The 22,238-nt window shown below is 61.6% G+C and carries 15 protein-coding genes; 5 read left to right on the forward strand and 10 right to left on the reverse strand.

Annotation, left to right across the window (positions count from 1 at the left end; translation table 11 throughout):
- Window positions 1-18: 18 nt before the first annotated feature.
- The gene (locus CFB10_RS14965; RefSeq protein WP_026363643.1) at window positions 19-1,194 is read right to left on the reverse strand and encodes an isochorismate synthase MenF; all 1,176 of its coding nucleotides are present in this window, start codon (window positions 1,192-1,194) and stop codon (window positions 19-21) included.
- 81 nt (window positions 1,195-1,275) lie between these two features.
- Here CFB10_RS14965 and CFB10_RS14970 point away from each other — a divergent pair, with 81 nt between their 5' ends.
- Together CFB10_RS14970 and CFB10_RS14975 are read left to right on the forward strand one after the other, a co-directional pair.
- Entirely contained in the window at window positions 1,276-5,724 is a 4,449-nt protein-coding gene (locus CFB10_RS14970) for an amino acid adenylation domain-containing protein (RefSeq protein WP_081629512.1), read from the forward strand.
- Between the two features lie 61 nt (window positions 5,725-5,785).
- Window positions 5,786-7,132, forward strand: coding sequence for a condensation domain-containing protein (locus tag CFB10_RS14975; RefSeq protein WP_026363644.1), 1,347 nt, complete (start codon window positions 5,786-5,788; stop codon window positions 7,130-7,132).
- Between the two features lie 81 nt (window positions 7,133-7,213).
- Here CFB10_RS14975 and CFB10_RS14980 read toward each other — a convergent pair whose 3' ends face one another.
- The 7 genes from CFB10_RS14980 to CFB10_RS15010 all read right to left on the reverse strand — a co-directional run bounded on the left by CFB10_RS14980 (window position 7,214) and on the right by CFB10_RS15010 (window position 15,284).
- Window positions 7,214-10,042 carry a condensation domain-containing protein gene (locus CFB10_RS14980; RefSeq protein WP_020010346.1) on the reverse strand — a complete coding sequence of 943 codons (2,829 nt, stop codon included), beginning with the start codon at window positions 10,040-10,042 and terminating at the stop codon, window positions 7,214-7,216.
- A gap of 62 nt (window positions 10,043-10,104) precedes the next feature.
- The gene (locus tag CFB10_RS14985; RefSeq protein ID WP_020010347.1) at window positions 10,105-10,383 is read right to left on the reverse strand and encodes a phosphopantetheine-binding protein; all 279 of its coding nucleotides are present in this window, start codon (window positions 10,381-10,383) and stop codon (window positions 10,105-10,107) included.
- On the reverse strand, window positions 10,376-11,215 hold the full coding sequence (locus CFB10_RS14990) for a siderophore-interacting protein (protein WP_020010348.1): 840 nt from the start codon (window positions 11,213-11,215) through the stop codon (window positions 10,376-10,378). The genes CFB10_RS14985 and CFB10_RS14990 overlap by 8 nt, the downstream gene beginning before the upstream one ends.
- A 221-nt stretch (window positions 11,216-11,436) precedes the next feature.
- Window positions 11,437-12,390 carry an ABC transporter substrate-binding protein gene (locus tag CFB10_RS14995; RefSeq protein WP_020010349.1) on the reverse strand — a complete coding sequence of 318 codons (954 nt, stop codon included), beginning with the start codon at window positions 12,388-12,390 and terminating at the stop codon, window positions 11,437-11,439.
- A gap of 22 nt (window positions 12,391-12,412) precedes the next feature.
- Window positions 12,413-13,477, reverse strand: coding sequence for an iron ABC transporter permease (locus CFB10_RS15000; RefSeq protein ID WP_020010350.1), 1,065 nt, complete (start codon window positions 13,475-13,477; stop codon window positions 12,413-12,415).
- A complete protein-coding gene (locus tag CFB10_RS15005) occupies window positions 13,474-14,487 on the reverse strand; it encodes an iron ABC transporter permease (RefSeq protein ID WP_020010351.1) in 1,014 nt (337 codons plus the stop codon). The genes CFB10_RS15000 and CFB10_RS15005 overlap by 4 nt, the downstream gene beginning before the upstream one ends.
- Window positions 14,484-15,284 (reverse strand): ABC transporter ATP-binding protein, encoded by an 801-nt coding sequence (locus tag CFB10_RS15010; RefSeq protein ID WP_020010352.1) that lies wholly within the window; start codon window positions 15,282-15,284, stop codon window positions 14,484-14,486. The genes CFB10_RS15005 and CFB10_RS15010 overlap by 4 nt, the downstream gene beginning before the upstream one ends.
- Window positions 15,285-15,498: 214 nt before the next feature.
- Between CFB10_RS15010 and CFB10_RS15015 the strand changes: the two genes are divergently transcribed.
- Window positions 15,499-16,800: an NtaA/DmoA family FMN-dependent monooxygenase gene (locus tag CFB10_RS15015; RefSeq protein WP_020010353.1), complete on the forward strand. Its 1,302-nt coding sequence runs from the start codon at window positions 15,499-15,501 to the stop codon at window positions 16,798-16,800.
- Between the two features lie 2 nt (window positions 16,801-16,802).
- Here the strand turns inward: CFB10_RS15015 and CFB10_RS15020 are convergent, their stop codons facing one another.
- A complete protein-coding gene (locus CFB10_RS15020; protein ID WP_020010354.1) occupies window positions 16,803-17,579 on the reverse strand; it encodes an IclR family transcriptional regulator in 777 nt (258 codons plus the stop codon).
- A 295-nt stretch (window positions 17,580-17,874) separates the two neighbouring features.
- Between CFB10_RS15020 and CFB10_RS15025 the strand changes: the two genes are divergently transcribed.
- The gene (locus tag CFB10_RS15025; RefSeq protein ID WP_020010355.1) at window positions 17,875-19,941 is read left to right on the forward strand and encodes a TonB-dependent receptor; all 2,067 of its coding nucleotides are present in this window, start codon (window positions 17,875-17,877) and stop codon (window positions 19,939-19,941) included.
- Window positions 19,942-20,026: 85 nt separating this feature from the next.
- Here the strand turns inward: CFB10_RS15025 and CFB10_RS15030 are convergent, their stop codons facing one another.
- The gene (locus tag CFB10_RS15030; RefSeq protein ID WP_020010356.1) at window positions 20,027-21,214 is read right to left on the reverse strand and encodes an acyl-CoA dehydrogenase; all 1,188 of its coding nucleotides are present in this window, start codon (window positions 21,212-21,214) and stop codon (window positions 20,027-20,029) included.
- Between the two features lie 96 nt (window positions 21,215-21,310).
- Between CFB10_RS15030 and CFB10_RS15035 the strand changes: the two genes are divergently transcribed.
- Window positions 21,311-22,231 carry a LysR family transcriptional regulator gene (locus CFB10_RS15035; protein WP_020010357.1) on the forward strand — a complete coding sequence of 307 codons (921 nt, stop codon included), beginning with the start codon at window positions 21,311-21,313 and terminating at the stop codon, window positions 22,229-22,231.
- The last annotated feature ends 7 nt before the right edge of the window (window positions 22,232-22,238 follow it).

A 22,238-nucleotide genomic window follows, 5' to 3' on the forward strand; every position in this document is an offset into this window, starting at 1 on the left:
GGTTCGTTCCTGGGAAAATTAGGCAGAAAGACCGCAGGCGTTCAGCATGGTCTTGAGTTTGGTCTGCACCTCGGCCCACTCGGATTCGGGCTCCGAGGCCTCCACGATGCCGGCGCCGGCGAAGAGCCGCACGGTTTCCCGCTGCACGGTGCCGCAACGGATGGTCACAACCCATTCGCCATTGCCTTCAGAATCCGTCCAGCCGACCATGCCGGTGAAGAGGCCGCGCTCGAAAGGCTCGACAAAGCGGATGAGGCGATGGGCGCGCTCGGTGGGGAAGCCGCAGACGGCCGGTGTGGGGTGCAGCAGGCAAGCAAGCTGCAGCGCATTGGTCTCGGGATCGGCAAGGCGGCCTTCGATACGCGTTGAAAGATGCCAGAGTGCGGCGGTGTTGATGAGGGAGGGTTTGTCGGGAACATCGAGTTCGGCGCAGACCGGCGAAAGCAGCGAGCGGATATCCTCGATCACCAGGCTGTGCTCGTAATGGTCCTTTTCGGAAGCCGAGAGCCGATCCGCATTGGCCTTGTCCGCTGCCGGATCGACCATGCGTTTTGCCGATCCCGCCAGCGGGTTCGAGATGATTTTCCCGCCCTGCTTGCGGATCAGGAGTTCCGGGCTGACGCCGATCAGGTCGCCGCCGTCGGGAAGCGGAATGCGGAACTGGTAACCTTCGCGGTTCTGCTTGGCGAGGCTCGCCAGCAATCTTTCGACATTGACCTCGGAGGCGAAAGTCAGTTCACGCATGACGGAAAGCACCGCCTTGCGGACTTCGGAATGGCGGAAATTGACGATGGCATGTTCGACGGCGTGCTTGAAACCGCTCTCGTCCGGCAGGCTGTTCTGGCCGACAAGTGCGGGCATGGCCGAATCGACGACGATCGGTTCCGCATCTTTGGAATTCCATTCATAGTTGTATGGGATATACAGGCATGAAGGTTCGCTGACATCGAAGGGGATAGCGCCGATGGCGATGGGGTTCTCCTGTCCCTCCCGCTGCGCACGCTCGAAGGCGCCGGCCAGTGCCTGCTGCAGCGGGCTCGATATGTCTTCGCCGCCCCGGGCGGGAATCGCGATCCTTTCGCGAATGCCCTTAGCGCGCAATTGCCCGCTGCCGGAAGTAAACAGAAATTCTCTATTAAATTCAGTAATTTCGTCGGATTCGACGTCATTCGTCCTGAGTGCTCCCGTTTTCATGGGATGCCTCCTGTGCGAGTGGTTGACGATGGCTTATACTTGAGTATGCTAATCATGTTTTGTCAACCGGTACAAATTCACATGCTAAATTTAACCCCGATGCAGGTGGCCTATTGGGTCGGCCGTGAGGCGGATGGAATACTCGGGAAAGTTACGCCGCATCTCTACCTCGAATTCGACGGCCAAGCCGTGGATGCGGAAAAACTGGCCGTTGCCGTCGAAAGTCTCTGCCGGCGTCACCCGATGCTGAGCCTCCGGATCGACGCCGAAGGGCGTCAGTCCGTCGATCCCGTCGGTCGGCGGCTCCGCCTCGATGTGGAAGACATGACCGCGCTTGATTCGGAGGCGCTTGCTCGCCGTCTTGAGACGAAACGCGAGGAGTGGAGCCATCGCCGGGCCGATCTTCGTGTTGCCGCACCAGCGGCGATTTCGCTCAGCCTGTTGCCGGAAGGGCGTTGCCGTCTGCATGTGGACACCGATATGCTGGCCGTCGATCCGGCCAGCGTGCGGATCGTGATGGAAGATCTTGCCCGCTTCTACGAGACGGCGGCAGGCGTAGGCGAAACCCCGACGTTCGAATCAGTGCCCCCGTCGTTTTTCGACTGGGCGGAACGTCTTGCGTCCGATCCTGACTTGAGGGGCCGGCGCGAAAGGGATCGCTTATGGTGGCGGCAACGGCTTGCCGATGTTCCGGACGCTCCGCCGCTGCCGTTTCTGCCCGATGACCTCTCGCGCGCCGTTCGCACGGACCGGCTCGCCACGCTGCTTTCAGCGGCTGAGCGCGGCAGTCTGGAGCGGACGGCGCGGCGCTGCTCCGTGACGCCATCGACCCTTCTGCTCGGCGTTTTCGCGGTGGCTCTGTCGCAGGCGGCGGGGGCGGAGAAATTCCGGCTTTCCGTGCCGGGTTTCTGGCGCGCGCCGTTGGTGGAAGGGGTCGATGAAATCGTCGGCGAATTTTCCAACGTGCTCGTGCTCGGCGTGGAAATCAGGCCTGAAGAAAGCGTCGAGGCGCTGCTCGGCCGGCTGTTCGATGAAATGAACGGCCTTCTCGCGCACCAGTCCTATCCGGGCGTCAGCGTCATGCGCGATCTTTCCCGCCAGCGCGGTGATTTGCAGACCTCGCCGGTAGTCTTTACCGCCGGAGTCGATCTTCCGGGCGGAGAGCTGTTTTCGGAACGCGTCGGGCGGTTGTTCGGCCCGATGGTCCACACCGTCTCGCAGGGGCCGGGCGTCGCGCTGGATGCGCAGGTGGCGGCTCTGGATGGCGGCCTGCTGATCAACTGGGATGTGCGGCTTGATGCGCTGCCGGAAAACTGGCTGCGCGCTTTGTTCGAGACCTACGTCGCTCTTCTCCGCCGGCTCGCGGAAAACCCCGATCTTATTTCTGCAAGCGTGAAGCGATTGGCCGCACGGCAGCCGGAAGCGGCAGCCGAGGCAAAAGCAAAACCCATGGAACGTCCACTCTCACCGCTGCAACAGGCCTATCTGCTCGGGCGCGGCACCCATCTGCCGCTCAGCGGCGTGGCGATGCAGGAGTTCCGCGAATATCGCGGCAATATTGACCTTGAGCTGTTGCAGTCGCGCCTTGCCGCAATGGTCGGGAGACATGAAAGCCTGCGTACCCGCATCGATGAGCGGCGTCTGGCGCAGATGGTCTCCGACGAGCCGAAGATCAATCTCGATAGTGTCGATCTTTCGGCCCTGTCTGTTCCGGAAGCCGAGGCAAGGATCGCGGCGGCGCGACGGGATTTTTCCCATGCACATTTCGATCTCGCGGCATCGCCATGGCAGGTCACGATCTTCCATATGCCGGATACCGGGACGGCAGGGCATAAAGTCGTCGTTTTCCTGCGTTTCGATGCGCTTATCCTTGATGGGCGGGCCATTGCCAGCCTTGCGGCGGAACTCTTCGACGGCCTCCTGCCGCCGCAAACCGCCGCTGTGACCGGAACGCCGAAGGAGGATATCGCGGCGGCCCGCGCCTTGGACGCTGCCTATTGGGCGGACAAGCTGAAAGATGCCGAGGTCCCCTCGCAACTACCCTGGAAAGCGCCGCTCGAAACCATTGCCACGTCGCGCTACGGCCGCCAGAGCCTGCTCGTCGAAAAGCAGCGCTTTACCGCCTTTTCGCGGATCGGTGCAAAAGAGCGGCTGTTCAAGAATTCGGCGCTGACGGCAGTGATCCTCGATGTGCTCTCACTCTGGCTCAATGAAGGCGCACTTGTCGTCGGCATTCCTGTTGCGCCGCAGGTGGAAGGGGCCTTCGCCAACCGCTCGAGCTTCATCGCCGTCCAATGGGATGCAGCCAAAGGCAGCTTTGCGGAGCGGGCGGCAGGCCTCCAGACGGATGTGCTTGATGGCCTGAACCATCTGGCTTTTTCGGGCATCGATCTCAATCGCGTGCTTCTCAATGCCAATCCGGGCGGGCTCGCCCTGCCCGTCGTGATTACCAACGGTCTGACCTGGCCGACGCTCTCACCCGAATCGGAGATGCGATGGGTGGGCGGGCTTACGCAGACGCCGCAGGTGGCGTTGGATTTCCGCTTTTCGCAGAATCCGCAGGGCGATCTTGTCCTCGACATAGACTATGCGGAGCAGGCGATCGATGCGGCGATGGTGGCGGATATTCTCGCAGCCATCGAGCGTGCGATTGCCGGGATCGCAGATAGAGGCGCTTTCTCCTTCAATAGACGCGATATTGTCGACCTGTCCCACTACAGGCTGAATGGTGACGAGCGCAGCTTCGTCTGCCCGCCATTTCTGGAGCGGATCGCCGGCCATCTTTTCGAGGGTGACCCGTCACGCACGGCGCTCGTCAGCGGCAAACGGCGCATCGGCTATGGGGAGCTCGGAGAGATGGTGGCCGGGGCGATGGCGGGCCTCAAGGCGCGCAGCATCGGCCGGGGCGATGCCGTGGCCGTATGCCTGCCGCGCAGCCCGGAACATACGGCCATCACGCTCGCCGCAGCATTTATGGGAGCGGTCTGGGTGCCGGTCGATGCCGGCTCGCCGGAAGATCGCCTGCGCTACCTGCTGACCAACTGCCGCCCGGCCGTCATCGTCGCCCGCAGCGTCCCGCAGGGTTTTGAGGCTGTCGATCCGGCGGCGCTTCTGTCCGCGCCCGCGCCGGCTGGTGCGCCCGTTACCGTAGCGGAGATGGCGGCGCTTTCCCTAAACGAGGAGCCTGCCTATTATCTCTATACGTCGGGTACGACAGGCAAACCGAAATGCGTCGTGCTTTCCAACCGCGCCACCGCCAATGTCATCGGCAGCACGCTTGCGGAATGGGCGGTGACAGGCAGTGACGTGTTCATGTCAGTCACGCCGCTGCATCACGACATGTCCGTCTTCGATGTCTTCGGCGCGCTTGTCGCAGGGGCGACGCTGGTGCTGCCGGAACCGGGCGAGGAAAAGGACGCGGTGCGCTGGAACGAGCTGGTGGCCGAACATGGCGTCACGCTCTGGTGCTCGGTGCCGGCCATCCTCGAAATGCTTCTCTCCTGCCGCCGTGGTGACCAGCTCTCGTCGCTGCGGCTTGTCGCGCAGGGTGGCGACTACATCAAGCCGATGATTGTCGAAGAGCTTCGCGGGCTGAAGGCCGATCTGAGGCTGATATCGCTCGGCGGGCCGACGGAAACGACGATCTGGAGTATCTGGCACGAGATCGTTGCGGAAGATGTCGCAGCCGTGCCCTATGGCCACCCGCTGCCCGCCAATCGATATTTCGTCCTTAACGATCGGGGCGACCATTGCCCGGCTGGCGTCGTTGGCCGCATCCACACGGCCGGCGTGAATGTGGCGATCGGCTATCTCGAGGATGGCGCGATTACCCAGACGGATTTCGTGACGGTTGTCGATCCCGAGGGAAAGCCCGTGCGCGCCTTCCGCACCGGAGACCGTGGCCGCTACCGGCCGGATGGCAGGATCATGTTTGCGAGCCGCGTCAATGGCTACGTCAAGGTGCGCGGCGTGCGCGTTTCGCTGCCGGATGTGGAAAACGAGCTTATCCGCCATCCTTCCATCCAGCGCGTTCTGGTGGTGGATTACGGTATCGAGCAAAAGGGCGAGGCGGCCATCGGTGTGCTCTACGTCGTTTCGCCCGACCTCGAACTCTCCACCGCCGATCTGCGCAATTTTGCCCGGGGCCATCTGCCGGAATCGCATGTGCCCGGCCGGTTTCTCAAGGTCGACGATCTGCCGCTCTCGGCCAATGGCAAGCCGGATCGCCGTCGCGCCCGTGAATTGCTGACCAGTTCTGCGGAACCGGCAAGAATCTCCGCCCCTGCGGCCCCCGCCGCCGATCAGGGCGACCGCCGGGTGCTGGATATCTATCTTGGCGTGCTGGGTAAAAAACCGGCGAATGTGGATGCGAACAGCGACCTGCTGGCGCTCGGTCTTTTGCCTTCGCATCTGAAGATCGTTTCGGCTGAAATCCGCACTGCCTTCGGCGTGGAACTGACGCCGCAGCAGCTTCTGCGGTGCCGCAGCGCCAGACAGGTGACCTCACTTTTGGCCGCCCGGGCGGCGTGAACCCAAATCATTTCGGGCGGGATTTCGCGCCCGATAACAGGAATTGTTCAAGGAAAAACAGATGGCGCATATCGATCCTGCCGGCGACTGGCTTCCACTGACGCAGCCGCAACTCGATTTCTGGGAGGAGTTTTCCTTCCATCCCGACGAGCCGGTTTCCACCGTCGCCCATTACATCGATCTTTCCGGTGCGGTGAATGAAAGCGCGCTCCTTCAGGCGATCAAACGCACCGTGCGCGAATCCGAAGTCCTGTCGATCCGTTTCCGGATTGGCGGCGATGGCGAGACACCGCAGCAATGCTGCGATCCAAGCCATGCCCCGGTGGTGGAACTGGTCGATCTGCGCACCAGTCCCGCTCCCCTGGAAGAGGCGCTGCGGCGCATGAACGCAGATGTGGAAGCAAGGCTCGATCTCAGAACCGACAGGCTTTCGGCCCAGCTGCTCTACCGCATCGCCGATGACCGTTATCTCTGGTACATCCGCGCCCACCACATCGTCGTGGATGGCTATGGGCTGACGCTGGTCGAGCAGCGTTGCGGACAGCTTTACGGGCACTATTGCGGCAACGGCGAAGCGGGTCCGGATTTCCACCCCTTCGGTGATTTCCTTGCCGAAGAAGATGCCTACAGGCAAAGCCGGCGTTTCGAGAAGGACCGTGATTTCTGGGCGGCCTATCTCGCCGCACCCGCCGATCTGCCGGTGCTGGACAAGGATTGCGAGGACTATGGCGGCGGCGGCCTGCATACGGACGCGGCGTTGCCGCAGGGGTTCAGCACGCGGTTGCAGCAGGTGGCGGGTGCGCTGGAGATCGGCTGGCCGGATCTTCTGGTACTGCTCTCAGGCCTTTATCTCCACCGTGTTCTGCCGCGTCCGGATCGCGATGTGCTGACCTTGTGGCTGCCTTTCATGAGCCGCTGGGGCAGCGTCGGTGCGCATATGCCGGCGATGCTCGTCAATATCCTGCCCTTCCATCTCACCGTCGAGCCGGGTGAGAGCCTCGGTGAATTTCTGGCGCGCAACGCCGCCAATCTGCGCAAGCAGCGCCTGCATGGCCGCTACCGCATCGAGCAGATCGCCGCCGATCGGGAAATCCCGAAGGGCCGGCGTTTCTTCTTCTCGCCGCTCATTAATGTCCTGCCCTTCAGCGCACCGGTTTTTGCGGGGCTTACCGTTATCAGGCACATTCTTGCCAATGGTCCCGGTGACGGGTTTAACCTTACCTTCCGCGGCGAGGACGACGGTAGCGAACTGAACCTGCATATCGATGCGGATTCGGCGCTGACGCCAGCGGAGGATTTTGCCCGCTACCGCGAGGAGCTGCCATTGTTCCTCGACGCCATGCTGCGCGAGGAGGCGCTGACGCTTGCGGCGGCGCAGGCGTCCACGACGTTCCGTCTGGCGGTTTAAGCGAAGGCAGACAAGGGACTTGTCAACAAACTAAACCCGGCTCTGCGACGCAAAGCCGGGTTTTCCTTGCCTGTGTCCGGCTCAGGCGAGTGTCGTCAGCACACGGTTCGAAGCGCCGTTTTCTGCGAAACGGGCGAAGATGCGGCTGGTGGTGTGGCGCAGCCGCTCGACATCGTCAGGGCCGTAGCGGTCCGAACGGTAGCTCATCAAGACGCGAATGGAACGCTCGCCGCCGATCGTCTCCTCCATCACCTCGAATTGCAGCCCCAGCATGGATTCATGCTTGTCGGGGTCGATCTGGCGGAATTCCACCGGCTTGCCATCCGGCCCGGCAAGGGTGCCGTTCAGCTTGTTCTTGGCGTGGATCTGGATGAAGACCTCGAACAGATGATCGCGGCCGGGCGTCATGCCCAGCGCCTCCTCAACGAGATCAATCGGAATCTCGCTGTGTTCCAGCGAGCCGTTGATGGTGTTCTTCACCGAAGAAATCAGTTCGCCAATGGTCATGGTCTCGCCGAAACGCACGCGATGGGCGACGACAGTGGTGAAATAACCGATCGTATCGAAATAACCGCTGTCCGTGCGGCCCGAAGCAGAAGTGCCGACCACAAGGTCGCTCAACCCGCCGAGATGGCGCAGCGACGCGGCAATGGCGGCGTAAACCACGTTGAACAGCGAGGCGCTGTTCTGCCTGGCAATGGCGTAAAGCCCATCGCTGACATGTTTTCCCAGCTTGAACTCGATCCAGCCGCCTGCCGGTGCTTCGTCCTGCGATGCCTCGTGCCGTGTGCCATTCCGCCCGTGGAGGGTAAGGCCTTTCGGCGCATCCCGCAGCATATCGGTCCAATAGGCAAGGTGGCCGGCATTCACACCTGACGCGACCTGTTTTCTCGCAAACTCATGGAAGGGCGCCGGCCTGGTCGCAAAGACCGGGGCCTTGCCCGCAGCCCTTGCCCGGTAGGCCTCGGTCAGCTCGTCCATCATCAGGTTCACCGACCATTCGTCCAGCACGATGTGATGGAAGAGGAAGGAAAGCACCTGGCGGCCGGTCTGCGCATCCTTAAGGAAGCGCAGCCGCATCGGCAGTTCACGCGCAAGATCGAAGCGCCAGCCGGCCTCCGCATTCCGATCAACACCTTGGCTTTCTTCACTGGTCCAGAACCATTTGTAACCGGGCAGATCATGCATCGGCACGATCTTTTGCAGAACCGTATCGTTTTCGACGTAGAAATGGGTCCGCAGGCCGGGATGGCGCTCGATGATATCGAGGAAGGCGCATTCGAAGGCATTCTCATCCACGGGATTAAGGAAATCGAGCGCGAAGGGAATGTTGAAGATTTCGCCGAAACCGAAGGCGGCATAGGCCTTCCAGAGCGACATCTGCGCCAGCGAAAGCGCCGCAGTCAGCGAGCCGTTCGCCGTAGCCTCGGCCTGCGCGGGTGCTGCGGTTTCAAGCCGGGTCGCCTGTTTTGCGAGCGAGGCGGCGGTCGGGTAGCTGAAGAGATCGTTGAAGCGCAACTCGATGCCGTGATTGGCGAGAAGACGCCCGATGATGCGGGTGGCGATCAGCGAATGGCCGCCGAAATCGAAGAAATCATCATCCGGTCCCATGTCCGGCGAAGCAAGTGCTTCGCGGAATTCGGCAAGGATCGTCGCGGCGGTGTCGTTGTTCTGACCGGACGCGGCAGGCGAAAGGGCTGCATGCTCCGAAGCTGGCGAGGCGTTTTGATGGACGATGCCGGAAAAATCCGCGCCGCCTTCAAGATGGCTGACGAAACGCTCCAAGAGGAAGGCCGTCGCGTGCGGCGATGTCTCCTTGCCGCCCGTCAGTTCGAGGCGGATATCGCCAGTCGATGTCGGACCGGCAGCAAGGGTCAGGCCGAGACCGGACTGCAGGGAGGGCAGGGGCAGATGCTCAAACTGGAGGCCATGCTCGGATACGGCCTGAGCGGGTGTCGCAAGCGCGTGCAGCGTGAAGGCGGCGGTTCCACCTTCATTGTCATTTCGCTGTTCCAGCCCTGTCAGCACTGCATTTTCAGCCTGTTCGGGCGATTGGTCGCGGGAGATCGCCACCTGTGCTGCCGCCTCGGCTGAAATTGGCATGGCTACGCTCGGCTGCAGGCGCAGGGTTACTGTCTCCCGACCACCGTTTTTTGCGAGGAAAAGGGCAAAACGCGATCCGGCGCGGGCCAGAAGCGCATTCGCCGCCGTGGAACTGTTGAGGCCGAGCAGGGTTGCGGGAAGATCGACGCCGTGGCTGTGGCTTGCCGGCCTGTCGATCCCGTTTTGCCGCAGCACCACGACGGTCGAGCCGGACGCCGGACGTTGCAGCCAGCCGAGCGGAAGCGGGTCGATGCTGCCACTTTCGATCGCACGCGGCGAAAGCGGTTTTGGCGTCTCACCGGCATAGGCCGCCGCGATGCCTTCCAGCAGGATCTGCGGCGAGAGGACTTCGCCGAGCAGGCCGTGGACCAGAAACGCCAGCAGGATTTCTCCTTCGCTTAAGAGCACGACGGCCTGAAACGGCGGGTCGATTTCGGCATCGAAGGGTCTTGCCTGAAGGTCGTGCAGCAAGGTGAGGGCCTCGCCTGCAGAGGGAACATGCAGCAATTGCACGATGGATGCGGACGGGGCTTCGATGCTCTTGGCAAGCGTGCCGTCCTCGCCGAAGGCGAAGCGTGCACGAAGCTCGGGCCAGCCCTCGCAAACCGTCTTCAGCGCCGAGGTCAGGCGCAGCAGATCGCATTCTTCACCGATGCGATAGGCCAGAAGCTGCCGGAAGACCTGATCGGGATCCTGAAACTGCTCGAACCAGACCCTTTCTTCGTATTGGCTCGGCGGGGCTGCATCCGCCTTGTCGAAGGTTTCTTCGATGCGACGTGCGAGCACACCTATATTGTCTGCTGCCATGGTCCTCTCCTTGGAAATATTCGGCTGCCGCCCTGGGGAAGCGGCTGATCTGTTTGGCGGGATCAATGCCCCGCGCGCGACCGTTCGATGAGCGCCTGCCAGGCGGCAAGCGTGGGCTGCCGGGCCAGATTGTCGTATTCCAGCCGCACTCCCGCAAGCTGCGAAAGCGGCGGGATGAGGCGCATGAGTGCAAGCGAATGAAGGCCGCGACCGAACAGGTTGTCCCCCGGTTCGATATCGCGCACCTCATCATCGAGAACCCTGGCGAGAAGGGCCTTGAGTTCCATCATCATCGTTTTCGCTTCCAGCATGGCACCCGCCGCGATTACCGGTTCATTCATCGAAATGATCGTGAACGCCGCTGGCGCCGCGACGCCAGTAGCCGGAAGCGCGCGTCCATTTGGGATTGGCGCCGAGCTCCTCGACCAGAAGGGCGCGAACCTCCTTGGCGGTCTTCGATTCGCAGGCGACCCAGCTGGAGAAATCGCCCTTCGGCAGCTCCAGCTTGCGCAGCGCGCCCGCCAATGCGTCGGGATCGGTTCCGCTTTCTGTTTTCTGCGTTACCCAGACAATCGAGGCGTCCGCCTTCGTCGTAAGTTCCAGCCGATCCGCATCCGTCTCGACCTCGATCAGCGCCACGACACGGGTGCCCTCGGGCATTTCCTCCAGTCGCCGCGCCAGCGCGGGAAGGCCGGTATCGTCGGCAATCAGCAGGTGCCAGTCGTAGGTAAAGGGAACGGTGAAGGAGCCGCGCGGACCGGCGATCCACGCCTTGTCACCCACCTTTGCGGCTTTCGCCCAGTTGCTGGCGGGGCCGTCGTGATGGGTGGCGAAATCGATGGCGAGTTCGCCTTTTTCGGCATCGAAGCTGCGCGGCGTGTAGTCACGCGCCAGCGGGCGCGGCGCGCCTTCCGGGAGTTCAATGCCGTTCGGGCCGATCACCGGCAGGCTCGGTTCGGTTTCGCCGGGCTGGGCAAAGAACATCTTGACGTGGTCGTCAAAACCGAGGCTCACAAAACCCTCCAGTTCCGGCCCCGTCAGGACGATGCGCACCATGGACCGGCTGAGCTTTTCGACACGCGTGACATTGAGTGCGCGCAGCGCGACGGCGTGGCGATGGCGTTTGGGCGTGCGGTCCGGTGCTGCGGAACCTATCGTTTCTGGCATGCTCATACTGTTGTCTTTCCTGGGATATTGCCGATGGGGTCGGCGGTGTCGCAGTCCCGGATCGGCGGGCCGGACGATCGCGCGTCGGAATTTTCCGGCGAGCGATCCGGCCTTGTTGCGTTAAGATGCGCGAACCATAACAGGCAGTTTTCGCTGCTGCAATATAACTTTCTTCAAAAACTCAAGTTTATATCGCCGCCGGTTTGTGCTGAATTGCCGCTGGCCGATCAGCGGCGGCTGGCCCAGCTTTCCACCTCATCCAATGTGTGCAGTGCGCTCGGAATGGAAGGCGTCGTCACCCTGGTGGAATCGAGGAAAACGATCCTGCCCTCGCGGGCCGGCTTCACGAAGCGTTCCCAGCCGGGAATGATCTTTTCAAGTGCGGCGCGCGTTCCCGCCTCGCCGCGGGCGGGGCTGGTATAGCTGTTCATCACGACAAGCAGATCGGGATTGAGCTTGCCGAAGGCATCGGCGCTGAGCGGTATCACCAGGGTCGAGCCCATTCCGCCGGAAGAGGCGGCATTGTCGATCTTCAGGCGGGCATATCCCAGATCCTCCAGCGCCTGCACCGCGCCGGACATGTCACCCACCGCGTTGATCTGGTCGGTCAGCAGGATCGCCAGATAGGTCTTGCCTTCTGCCTCTTCGCCCAGCGCCTTTTTGACCATGGCAAGCTTCGTGTCATAGGTCTTCCGGCGCTCGGCGAAGACATCGCTTCGCCCGACCAGACCGGCAAGGTCCTCCTCCACGCTGAAGCCATAGGCTTTGCCGGCGCTTGCCTTTTGCAGATAGACGGGTGCGACGGTGGAAAGCTGCGCGGCCTTGCCGCTATCCATTTCGGTGGCAACGATCAGGTCCGGTTGCAGCGCCCGCAGCTTCTCGAGATCGATCTGGCCGACAGCGCCAAACCCCTTGGGTTTCGTGCGGCCCTCGCCGAGAACCGTATCGATGAAATCGACGGCGGTTGCGAATTTGCCGTCGCTGTTGCGGCCATAGGCTCCAACCACATTGGCGTCGAGATCCATCAGCGGCACTCCCAAGAGCGGCTCGTGCATGACGACGATGCGCTGCGGCTTTTCCGGAACGGAGACGGTGCGGCCGGCGGCATCGGTCACGGTTCGCTCGGCGGCGAGGCTGGTTCCGGCGGCCAGAAGGGCGGCGATGAGGATGGCAATTCGCATGGCATTCCCTTTATTGATTTTTTCAGTGGCTGTTGTTTCTGCGAAGCGCCTGCAGGCGCAGCGTGAGGATGAAAAGCGGCACGCCGATCAGAGTCAGCGCAAGGCCGATCGGCATCGGCGTATCGGCCACCAGCCCGCGCGACAGCGTATCGGCGGTTACCACCAATATGCCGCCGGTAAGCCCCGAGAGGAAAAGCCTGGCGCGGCCGACTGCCGGCGAAACGAAGGTGGCGAGATGCGGGGCGATGACACCGAGAAAGGTCAGCGGGCCGACGGCGGTAACGGAAGCGGCGCTGAGGATGACTGCAAAAACAATGACGAGCGGGCGCGAATGCCTGACCGTTTCGCCAAGCGCCATGGCCATTTCATTGCCGAGATCGAAAACGGCGAGCGCCCGTCCGATGAGAAAAATACCCAGAAGACTTGCACCGAAGAGGGGTGCGAAAACGAGGATGGTCGGCCAGCTTGCCTGAAACAGCGAACCCGCCATCCAGTCCGCCAGGGCCAGCGAGGTTTCGGCCGGCGTATAGAGCAGAAGCACCGATGAGACGGAGGAAAGCGCTGATTCGATTGCGATCCCCATCAGCAATATGGCTAGACCGCTCGAGCGTTCGCGCCCGACGAGTGCGATGAGAAGAAAGGCCACGGCAAGACCGCCGCCGATAGCCGCAAGCGCCACCAGGGTCTTGGGGGCGGCCGGCACCAGCACCAGAAGCAGCATGATGGTGGTCATTGACCCCTGGCTCAGTCCGAAGAGCCCGGGATCTGCCAGCGGATTGCGGGCGACGGATTGCAGCATCGCGCCTGCCAGCGCCACGCTCCAGCCGGCCATGAAACCGAGCAGGATGCGCGGCAGCCGCACCGTCCACAGCGCATAGGCCTGATCGTCGCTGAGATGCCCGCCGGCGAGGCCGCGCAGCAGCTCGATAAGGCCGGTTTCGGTATTGCCAAGGCTGGCGGACAGGGCGGCGAGCACCAGCACCAGCGCAATCAAGACAAGGCCGGCTTTCAGATTGCCGATGCCGATCTGCAGGCCGCTTGGCAGCCGCAGCACTGCTTTGCCATCGGTGGCGAAATGCCGCTTCATGAAAGCCCCCTTGCCGAGGGCGAAAGATAGAAGCGTTTGACGATGACGATGAAAACGAGGCCGCCAAGCAGGTCCATGAACAGCCCGGTATTGACCACATAGGGCGCAAACAGGGTTTGCGCGCCAAGATCGGCCAGCACGCAGAGGCCCGCGCCGACAAGCGCGGAAGCCGGCAAGGCGAGCGTGAAGTTCACACCCACCAGCGGCCGGATCATATGCGGCACGATGAGGCCGACGAAACCGATCGGGCCGCAGATCGCCACGGCCGAACCCGAGGCCAGCATGGTGGCGAAAAGCGCAACCCGGGAAATACGCGTGACATTCACACCGGCGGAAGCGGCCTTTTCCGCGCCCAGCAGAACAAGCGTCAGCGGCCGGGCGACCGCCCACAATATCACCAGCGCAATCGCGCCGATCCACCAGAAATCGAACAGGCGCTCAGCATAGACATGGTTGATATTGCCGCCCACCCAGCTCAGGAATTCGGCGCGGCGCGTGGGGTTGGAAAGCATGAGCGCATTGGTCACGCCGATCAGCAGCATGGAAACCAGCGCGCCGGAAAGGATGAGCGACAGGCCGCGCGGATCGTTTGATCGTCCGGCGAGGCGCGCGACGAAAAAGCAGGCGGCAAAGCCGAAACCGGCGCCCGCGAGCGCCGCAAGCCCCTGCACCTCGGGAGAGAAATCGAACACCAGCGCGCCCGCGATCACAAAAAGCGTCGCCCCGGCATTCAGCCCCAGCGTTGCGGGCGAGGCGAGGGGATTGCGGACAAGCCCCTGCAGCACGCAGCCGCTGACGGCCGTGGTGGCGCCCACATAGATGGCAATCAGCGAGCGTGGGATTTGCTGATAGAGAAGCACCGACTGCTGATAGGTGTCGGCCTCGCCACGCCAGAGCGTCGCCGTGATTTCGGCAAGCGGCATTTCGGCAGCCATCACCACCAGATCGAAGATGAGGATGGCGGCCAGCAGCAGCGCGGCGGCGAAAATCAGCGTTATTTTAGAGGTCATGCCGGAATGGCCTGTTCCTGCCGCTCCAGCCGGGGCACGCAGATGAGCCGTCCCTGACGGGAGAAGATATCGGCTTCGAGATCGAAGACCTCGGCGACATTGGCTGATGTGACCGTACTCGTCACCGGCCCGGACGCCAGAACCCGCCCGGCCTTCAGCATGATGACATCATCGGCGAAAGTGGAGGCGAGGTTGAGATCGTGCAGCACGACGATAACGGTCTTACCGTGCCTGTCGCTCAGTTCGCGCACGAGGCCGAGAACGGCATATTGATATTTCATATCGAGATGGTTGACCGGCTCGTCCATCAGGATCACGTCGGTGTCCTGCGCCAGAACCATGGCGATGAAGGCGCGCTGGCGCTGGCCGCCGGACAGCGTGTTGACCTGTGCTTTCGCCTTGTCTTCCAGCCCGACGGTCTTCAGCGCCTCGGCAAAAAGCGCCCGGTCGCGTTCGGTCGGACCGCCTGCAAGACCGTAACGGGCGTAACCGGCAAGCTCGATCAGCTCGCCAAGCGTCATATAGTCAGGGCAATGGCATTCCTGAGGCAGATAGGCGATGCGGCGGGCGAGGTCCCGGCGTCCGATCTCGCCGATCAAACGCTCGCCCAGGCTTATCCTGCCTGATGACAAAGGCAGGAAACCCATGATGGTCTTCAGCAGCGTCGACTTGCCGCAGCCATTGGGGCCGACCAGCGCGGTAACGCGGCCGGCTCGGAAGCGGGCGGACAGTCCTCTCAAGACGGGAACATGGCCATAACTGGCGTGAAGGTCCGTGGCGTCAAGCACCGGATACAACTCCTGTTATTCATGCGACCATGCGTCGAGACGCCGCAAGGCCGTTATAACTATTTGAATTTAAACACCTTACTTGCAGAAAACGTGTTTCTTTCCGGCAAGGGTGACGGTGTGGTCTTGAAGCGACACTAAACTATAGTAAAACTCTCCACAAATCGAAACTTGCCGATTCAGGGCGTGAATTTCTTACCGGTTATTTCAGTCGAGGTGCATCATGTCAGTCGCGACCAAGCTTCATGTCGGCATGTCGCTGGCCCCAACCTGGCTCAGCGGCGAGGCGTGGCGGCGTGCCGACAGCGGCATAAACGGGGTGTTTTCCAGCGATTATTTTGTCGATCTGGCGCAGCGCGCGGAAGCCGCGCATGTGGATTTCGTGTTCAGGCCGGATACACTTTTCCTGCGCACCGAGGGGCTGGAAACCGGCGGCGGATTTGCCAGCATGGACCCGACCATGCTTCTCGCCGCCATCGCCCGGGAAACCAGCCATGTCGGCCTGTTATCCACCGTGTCGACCACGTTTCTGCCGCCCTATGTGGTCGCCCGCCAGATCCAGTCGCTGAACTGGCTGAGCAGCGGCAGGGCGGGGTGGAACATCGTTACGGCGCTGGACGGGCACGAAAATTTCGGCCTGAGAGAGATGCCTTCACCGCAGGAGCGCTATGAGCGCGCCGCCGAGTTCACGCAGGTCGTACAGCAGCTCTGGGCGAGTTTTCCAAACGAAGCTCTTAAACTCGACAGGGAAAGCGGGCGGTTCGCCGATTCCTCGCTGGTGCATCCGGTCGCGCATGAGGGCAGGCATTTCAGTGTGAAAGGCCCGCTCAACCTGCCGGCCCATGCCAGCCGTATTCCGCTGGTGCAGGCGGGCGCTTCGCCCGAGGGCCGTGATTTCGCCTCGTCGGTGGCGGACGCCGTCTTTGCCTCAACGCCGGATATGCAGGCTGCCATCGAGCTCCGGGCGGATTTGCGGCGGCGTGCTGAGGGCCATGGCCGCAACCCCGACGGTGTGAAGCTGATGCCGGGCCTCAGCCTTTATCTGGCGGATAGCGGCAAGGAGGCGCTGGAGCTCTTTGCGGAAACCCATGCCCGCGCCAACCGCGGCCGCGCCTTTGCCTCCATCCGCGATATGACCGGCCTCGATCTTTCGGACTGGCCATTGCAGCGGGTCGTGACTGCATCTGACCTGCCGCCGCCACCGGAGACACCGAGAAGCCGTACCCACGCAAATCTGCTGCGCCGGCTGATCGAACGGGAGACGCTGAGCGTCGCCGATTTGCTGCGACGGCCAGAGGTGATGGGTTCCGGCCATTGGCAGATCATCGGCACGGTTGACGATGCTTTCGAGACCATCCGTGAATGGGCGGCGGCCGGCGCCTGTGACGGTTTTGTCGCGGTGCCCGGCGGTTCGGTGGCATCCATGCGGCTGGTGCTGGAGCGGTTGCTGCCGAAACTCGCCGATGCCGGGCTGTTCCGCACGGCCTATTCCGGCCGCACCTTCGCGGAACATCTGGCCGAATAGGCTTATGCGCCGCCGGATTCGGCCGTCGCCTGTCTGGCCGCCTCGATCAGTCGGGAAAAATGCTGTTCGGCCTCGGCGTTGGCCACGAAGGATACGGTGGTGACGACGCAACAGAGTCCGCCCTGGGCGTTAAAGACCGGCGCGGCCTTGCCCGTCAGGGCGGAGAACAGATGTTCATTGAGTTCCGCGCCACCCACCTCGCGAATGGTTTCAAGAACTCTGGCATCCGGGCGGGAGCCACGAAAGGCGGCCGGTTGCAGCTTGCGCACCGCGGCTATCCTCTCCGGCGGCAGGTAAGACTGGAAGACCAGCCCGCAGGCGCTGTTATCCAGCGGCAGAACATCGCCGAGCGCCACGGTGCTGATGGAAAAACTGGCGCTTCTTGCCCATCGCACCACGGTCGGGCCGCGTTCGGTCCAGATCGCCACGCCGCAACTGGCGCCGATTTGGGCGGCGAGCGCCTTCATCTGGCGACCGGCGGTTTCGACCGGATTGATTCGCCGGAGCGCACTGATGCCGATCCCCAGCGCCGCCGGTCCAAGATCGTAACTGCCGCTTGCGGGGTCCTGCGTCACCAGTCCCTCCCGCACCAGGCTCTGCATATAACGATGGGCGGTGGAACGGCCGGTGCCGGCGCGTTTGGCCAGTTCGCCAAGCGCAAGCGCCGTATCCGATCTGGCGAGAAGGTTGAGAAAACGCGCCGCGATCGATACGGATTGAATAAGCGCCGAGCGCTTTTCTCCCTCGTTTTCAGGCGCTTCGTCCGCTTCGTCATCCATGGCGTTCAAGCTTGTTCCCCCGTGTATCGAGAAATGCCTAACGCATCCGGGTGAAAATCGGAATCGATTTCTGCGGACTTTTCAGTGGCTTTCATTCGCAACGCCGTGATTGCCGACGAGGCGCTGATTAAACTTTGTTGTAAATATGGCACATCCCGTTACGGAAGCCTTTTTGTTCGCAATACAGAACGCATTCTCTATTGCGAAACGGATAACGCTTCCGTTACTTGAATATGACTTTAATACTCATGTTTTTTAGGGGTGTGTGATGGGGTTTAGCTCTAGCGGTCGTTTGATGAGCGGGGTCAGCGCTCTGACGCTGGCGACGATGTTTGTGACGCCGGTTCTCGGTCAGGATCAGCAGGCTGAGGCGGCGGGCACGACCGTGTTGAAACCGATCGTCGTGACCGGTGAAAAAGTGGCGCGCGACATGAAGAACACGGCTTCGTCCGTTTCGGTCAAAACCGCCGAGGAAATCAGGAAGGAAAAGACCGGCGACCCGACCGTGTCGGAAGCGATCAAGGATATCCCGAACATCGTTTATACCGATAATGTCAGCGCTCCCATCATCCGCGGACAGGATACACAGGGACCGAATACCGGCTCCATCGCCTTCTTCACAGGCACGGTGCCGCGCGCCACGATCAATGTCGACGGCCATTATCTCGGTTATAACGAGTTCATCTATGGCGCGAGCTCCATCTGGGATGTCGACAGCATCGAGGTCTTCCGCGGCCCGCAGACCACCTCGCAGGGCGCCAACGCCATCGCCGGCGCGATCCTCGTCAACACCAAGGACCCGACCTTTACGCCTGAGGCTTCCTATCAGGCCGAAATCGGCAATTATCACCAGAAGCGGGCGTCATTTGCCTTTTCCGGACCGTTGATCGAGGACGAGCTGGCGGCGCGCATGGCGATCGATTATTCCGGCCGCGATACCTTCATCGACTATATCAATTCCGCATTTGCCCATGACGGCACCGATCAGGATTTCAAGGAATTCAACGGCCGCTTCAAGCTGCTGTGGGAGCCGTCGGAAATCCCCGGCCTTTCGACGAAGCTGACCTATTCCTATAATGCTTCGAACCGGCCGAGCCAGGAGGCGGCGTCGCGTCCCTTCGAGGATCTCAACCACATCACCACCACGATGCCGAATTTCAGGCAGTACACCAATACCGGCATTCTCGATATCAATTACGATTTCGAGAACGGCGTGAAACTGTTCAACCAGACGCAGTTTTCCGCCTCCACCGCCAAACGCCGGGTTGGCATTGCGAATAACGGCGACGCGGATGTCGATCTCAAGAACACCTCGCACGAAACACGCGTCACCTTCGGCGATCAGGAAGATGTGCTGAGCGGTGTCGCGGGCATTTATTACGCGCATACCAACGCCGACGAGGTGCTTTATCTGCGCGGAACGTCACGCTTCAACGATACCAAGGACAATCTCGGCCTCTTCAGCGAGCTGAGCTATCGCCTGACCGACCAGTGGACCCTGACGGGCGGCCTACGCTACCAGCAGGACCAGATCCAGCGCGCCGGTTACCGGACGTTGAGCGCCACCAGCAGAAGCTCCGTCAATTACGACGAAACCTTCTCGGAAATCCTGCCCAAGGCGTCGCTGGCCTATGCCATCAATGACGACTGGACGGTGGGCGGCCTCGTCAGCCGTGGTTATAACCCTGGCGGCGTCGCATTCGACCTGACCACCAGCAAATGGCGGAGCTTCGACAAGGAAACCATCTGGAACTACGAGCTCTTCACCCGCGCCAGCCTGCTCGACGACACGCTGACGGTGAACGGCAACCTGTTCTACATGGACATGAAGAATGCCCAGTTTAACGTGCCGGTCGTCGTCTCCACTGGCATCAGCGAATCCTACACCGTCAATGCCGAAGAGGCCCATGCCTACGGTCTGGAAATCGGTGCGGATTACCGGGTTCTCGACAATCTGACGCTGAAGGCGAGCGCAGGTCTGCTGAAGACGAAAATCGACGAGATTTCCAGCAACGCCGCCTATGTCGGCAAGGAATTCGCCAAGTCGCCGGGTTACAGCTTCACCATTGGCGCAAGCTGGGACGTGACGGACAAGTTCACCGTTTCGGGGCAGGTGCGCCATCTCGACGGTTATTATTCCGACACGGATAACAAGGCCGTTTATGCGATCGATCCCTATACGATCGCGGATGTGCGGGCGAGCTACAAGTTCCAGGACGAGCTTGAATTCTACGCCTACGTCAAGAACGTCTTCGATGAGCGCGCGCCGACGCTGATGAAGGAAAACCGCGGCATCGGCGGCATCGAGGCCAGCATGACCGAACCGCGTATGTTCGGCATCGGCGTGCGCGGCACGTTCTGAGCCAAACAGCGAACTCGAAAAACAAAAGGCCTTCGAAGCGATCTTCGAAGGCCTTTTTCTTGATGAAAACGATGCGGGGAAAGCCTCAGAAAAACGCCTGAATGCCCGTCTGTGCCCGGCCGAGGATCAGCGCGTGAACGTCATGCGTGCCCTCATAGGTGTTGACCGTCTCGAGGTTCTGCGCATGGCGCATGACGTGATATTCGATCTGGATGCCGTTGCCGCCATGCATGTCACGGGCCTGGCGGGCGATATCCAGCGCCTTGCCGCAATTGTTGCGCTTGATGATGGAGATCATTTCCGGCGCCATTTTATGTTCGTCCATCAGCCGGCCGACACGCAGCGATGCCTGAAGGCCAAGCGCGATCTCGGTCTGCATGTCGGCGAGCTTCTTCTGGTAAAGCTGCATGCCGGCGAGCGGCTTGCCGAACTGCTTGCGGTCGAGACCATATTGCAGGGCGCGGAACCAGCAATCTTCGGCAGCACCCATCACACCCCAGGAAATGCCGTAACGGGCGCGGTTGAGGCAGCCGAACGGGCCTTTCAGGCCGGAAACATTGGGCAGCAGCGCGTCTTCGCCGACTTCCACGCCATCCATGACGATTTCGCCCGTAATGGAGGCGCGCAGCGAAAGCTTGCCGCCGATCTTGGGCGCGGAGAGGCCCTTCATGCCCTTTTCCAGCACGAAACCCCGGATCTGGTTGTCATGGGCTTCCGATTTCGCCCAGACGACGAAGACATCGGCGATCGGCGCGTTGGAAATCCACATCTTCGAACCGCGCAGGCGATAGCCGCCGGCGATCTTTTCGGCACGGGTCTTCATGCCGCCGGGATCGGAACCGGCATCCGGCTCGGTCAGGCCGAAACAGCCGATCAGCTCACCCGAGACGAGGCCGGGCAGATATTTCTTCTTCTGCTCGTCCGAGCCATAAGCGAAGATCGGGTGGATAACGAGCGAGGACTGCACGCTCATCATCGAGCGGTAACCGCTGTCGATGCGCTCCACCTCGCGGGCGACGAGGCCATAGGCGACGTAGCTCGCATTGGCCGCGCCATATTCTTCCGGCAGGGTCACGCCGAGCAGGCCTTGCCGGCCCATCAGGCGGAACAGTTCCGGTTCGGTGGTCTCGGAAAGATAGGCCTCGGAGACACGCGGCAAAAGTTCCGATTTGCCGAAGGCGGCGGCGGCGTCACGGATCATCCGCTCGTCGTCGGTCAGTTGGTCTTCGAGCAGAAAAGGGTCCTGCCAATTGAATGCTGCGTGTTCGCTCACTTTATGCCTCCGGATTTGCTGGCCGGATTATTCGTATTGGAGCGCGCACGCACAAGCCATGTTTACTCATTTTTGCATTACATATAGTAATGGCTCATGACGTCTCTCAGCCGTAAACTTCTGCCCTCCACCAGCGCTCTCGCCGCCTTCGATTCCGTTGCAAGGCTCGGCAGCTTTTCCGCTGCTGCGGAAGAGTTGGCGCTGACGCAAGGGGCGATCAGCCGGCAGGTTATGTCACTGGAAGAACAGCTTGGCGTGCGCCTGTTCGAACGCGGCGCGCGCGGCGTGGCGTTGACGACGGAGGGGCGCGCTTATGCAAAATCGATTGCCTCCGCCCTCGGCGAGATACGATCTGCATCGCTGCAGATCATGACCAAAACGCATGGCAATACGCTGAACCTTGCTATGCTGCCCACCTTCGGCACCCGCTGGCTTTTGCCGCGTATACCGGATTTCGTCGCAAACCACCCCGAAATCACCATCAATTTCGCCACCCGCATCGGGCAATTCGACTTTGAGCGCGAGCAGCTGGATATGGCGATCCATATCGGCCAGGCGGACTGGCCGGGGGCGGAAAGCACCTTTCTGATGCATGAAATGGTTGCGCCGGTGTGCAGCCCGCAATTCCTCAGCGCTCATCCCGTCGAAAAGGGAGAGGACATCGCCGCCCTGCCTTTGCTGCACATGGCCTCGCGGCCGGGAGCGTGGGGCCATTGGTTCGAAAGCCTCGGCCTGTCGCTTGCCTTGCCGCAAGGCATGCGCTTCGAGCAGTTTTCCAGCGTGGCGCAGGCCTGTATAGCCGGCCTCGGCGTGGCGCTGATGCCGCTTTTCCTGATCGATAACGAGCTGAAATCGCGGCAGCTGGTGAAAGCCTTCGATCATCAGGCCAAAAGTCCAAGCTCCTATTATGCGGTAGCGCCGCTCTCGCGCGCCAATCACGTTCCGGTCGTGCTGTTTCGCGACTGGCTGGTGCGGCAGGTTGAGGCCTATCGTGCGGCGAGCATGACAGCCTCATAAAAATAAT

The organism is Agrobacterium sp. 719_389, from assembly GCF_900188475.1.
Taxonomy (GTDB): domain Bacteria; phylum Pseudomonadota; class Alphaproteobacteria; order Rhizobiales; family Rhizobiaceae; genus Agrobacterium; species Agrobacterium radiobacter.

Excerpts from the sequence above, each read along its gene's own strand:
- CFB10_RS15000 (WP_020010350.1), bottom strand. The coding sequence starts at position 13,477 with ATGAAGCGGCATTTCGCCACCGATGGCAAAGCAGTGCTGCGGCTGCCA.
- CFB10_RS14975 (WP_026363644.1), top strand. The coding sequence starts at position 5,786 with ATGGCGCATATCGATCCTGCCGGCGACTGGCTTCCACTGACGCAGCCG.
- CFB10_RS15015 (WP_020010353.1), top strand. The coding sequence starts at position 15,499 with ATGTCAGTCGCGACCAAGCTTCATGTCGGCATGTCGCTGGCCCCAACC.
- CFB10_RS15005 (WP_020010351.1), bottom strand. The coding sequence starts at position 14,487 with ATGACCTCTAAAATAACGCTGATTTTCGCCGCCGCGCTGCTGCTGGCC.
- CFB10_RS14965 (WP_026363643.1), bottom strand. The coding sequence starts at position 1,194 with ATGAAAACGGGAGCACTCAGGACGAATGACGTCGAATCCGACGAAATT.
- CFB10_RS14970 (WP_081629512.1), top strand. The coding sequence starts at position 1,276 with ATGCTAAATTTAACCCCGATGCAGGTGGCCTATTGGGTCGGCCGTGAG.
- CFB10_RS15020 (WP_020010354.1), bottom strand. The coding sequence starts at position 17,579 with ATGGATGACGAAGCGGACGAAGCGCCTGAAAACGAGGGAGAAAAGCGC.
- CFB10_RS14980 (WP_020010346.1), bottom strand. The coding sequence starts at position 10,042 with ATGGCAGCAGACAATATAGGTGTGCTCGCACGTCGCATCGAAGAAACC.
- CFB10_RS14995 (WP_020010349.1), bottom strand. The coding sequence starts at position 12,390 with ATGCGAATTGCCATCCTCATCGCCGCCCTTCTGGCCGCCGGAACCAGC.
- CFB10_RS14990 (WP_020010348.1), bottom strand. The coding sequence starts at position 11,215 with ATGAGCATGCCAGAAACGATAGGTTCCGCAGCACCGGACCGCACGCCC.
- CFB10_RS15025 (WP_020010355.1), top strand. The coding sequence starts at position 17,875 with ATGAGCGGGGTCAGCGCTCTGACGCTGGCGACGATGTTTGTGACGCCG.
- CFB10_RS14985 (WP_020010347.1), bottom strand. The coding sequence starts at position 10,383 with ATGAATGAACCGGTAATCGCGGCGGGTGCCATGCTGGAAGCGAAAACG.
- CFB10_RS15035 (WP_020010357.1), top strand. The coding sequence starts at position 21,311 with ATGACGTCTCTCAGCCGTAAACTTCTGCCCTCCACCAGCGCTCTCGCC.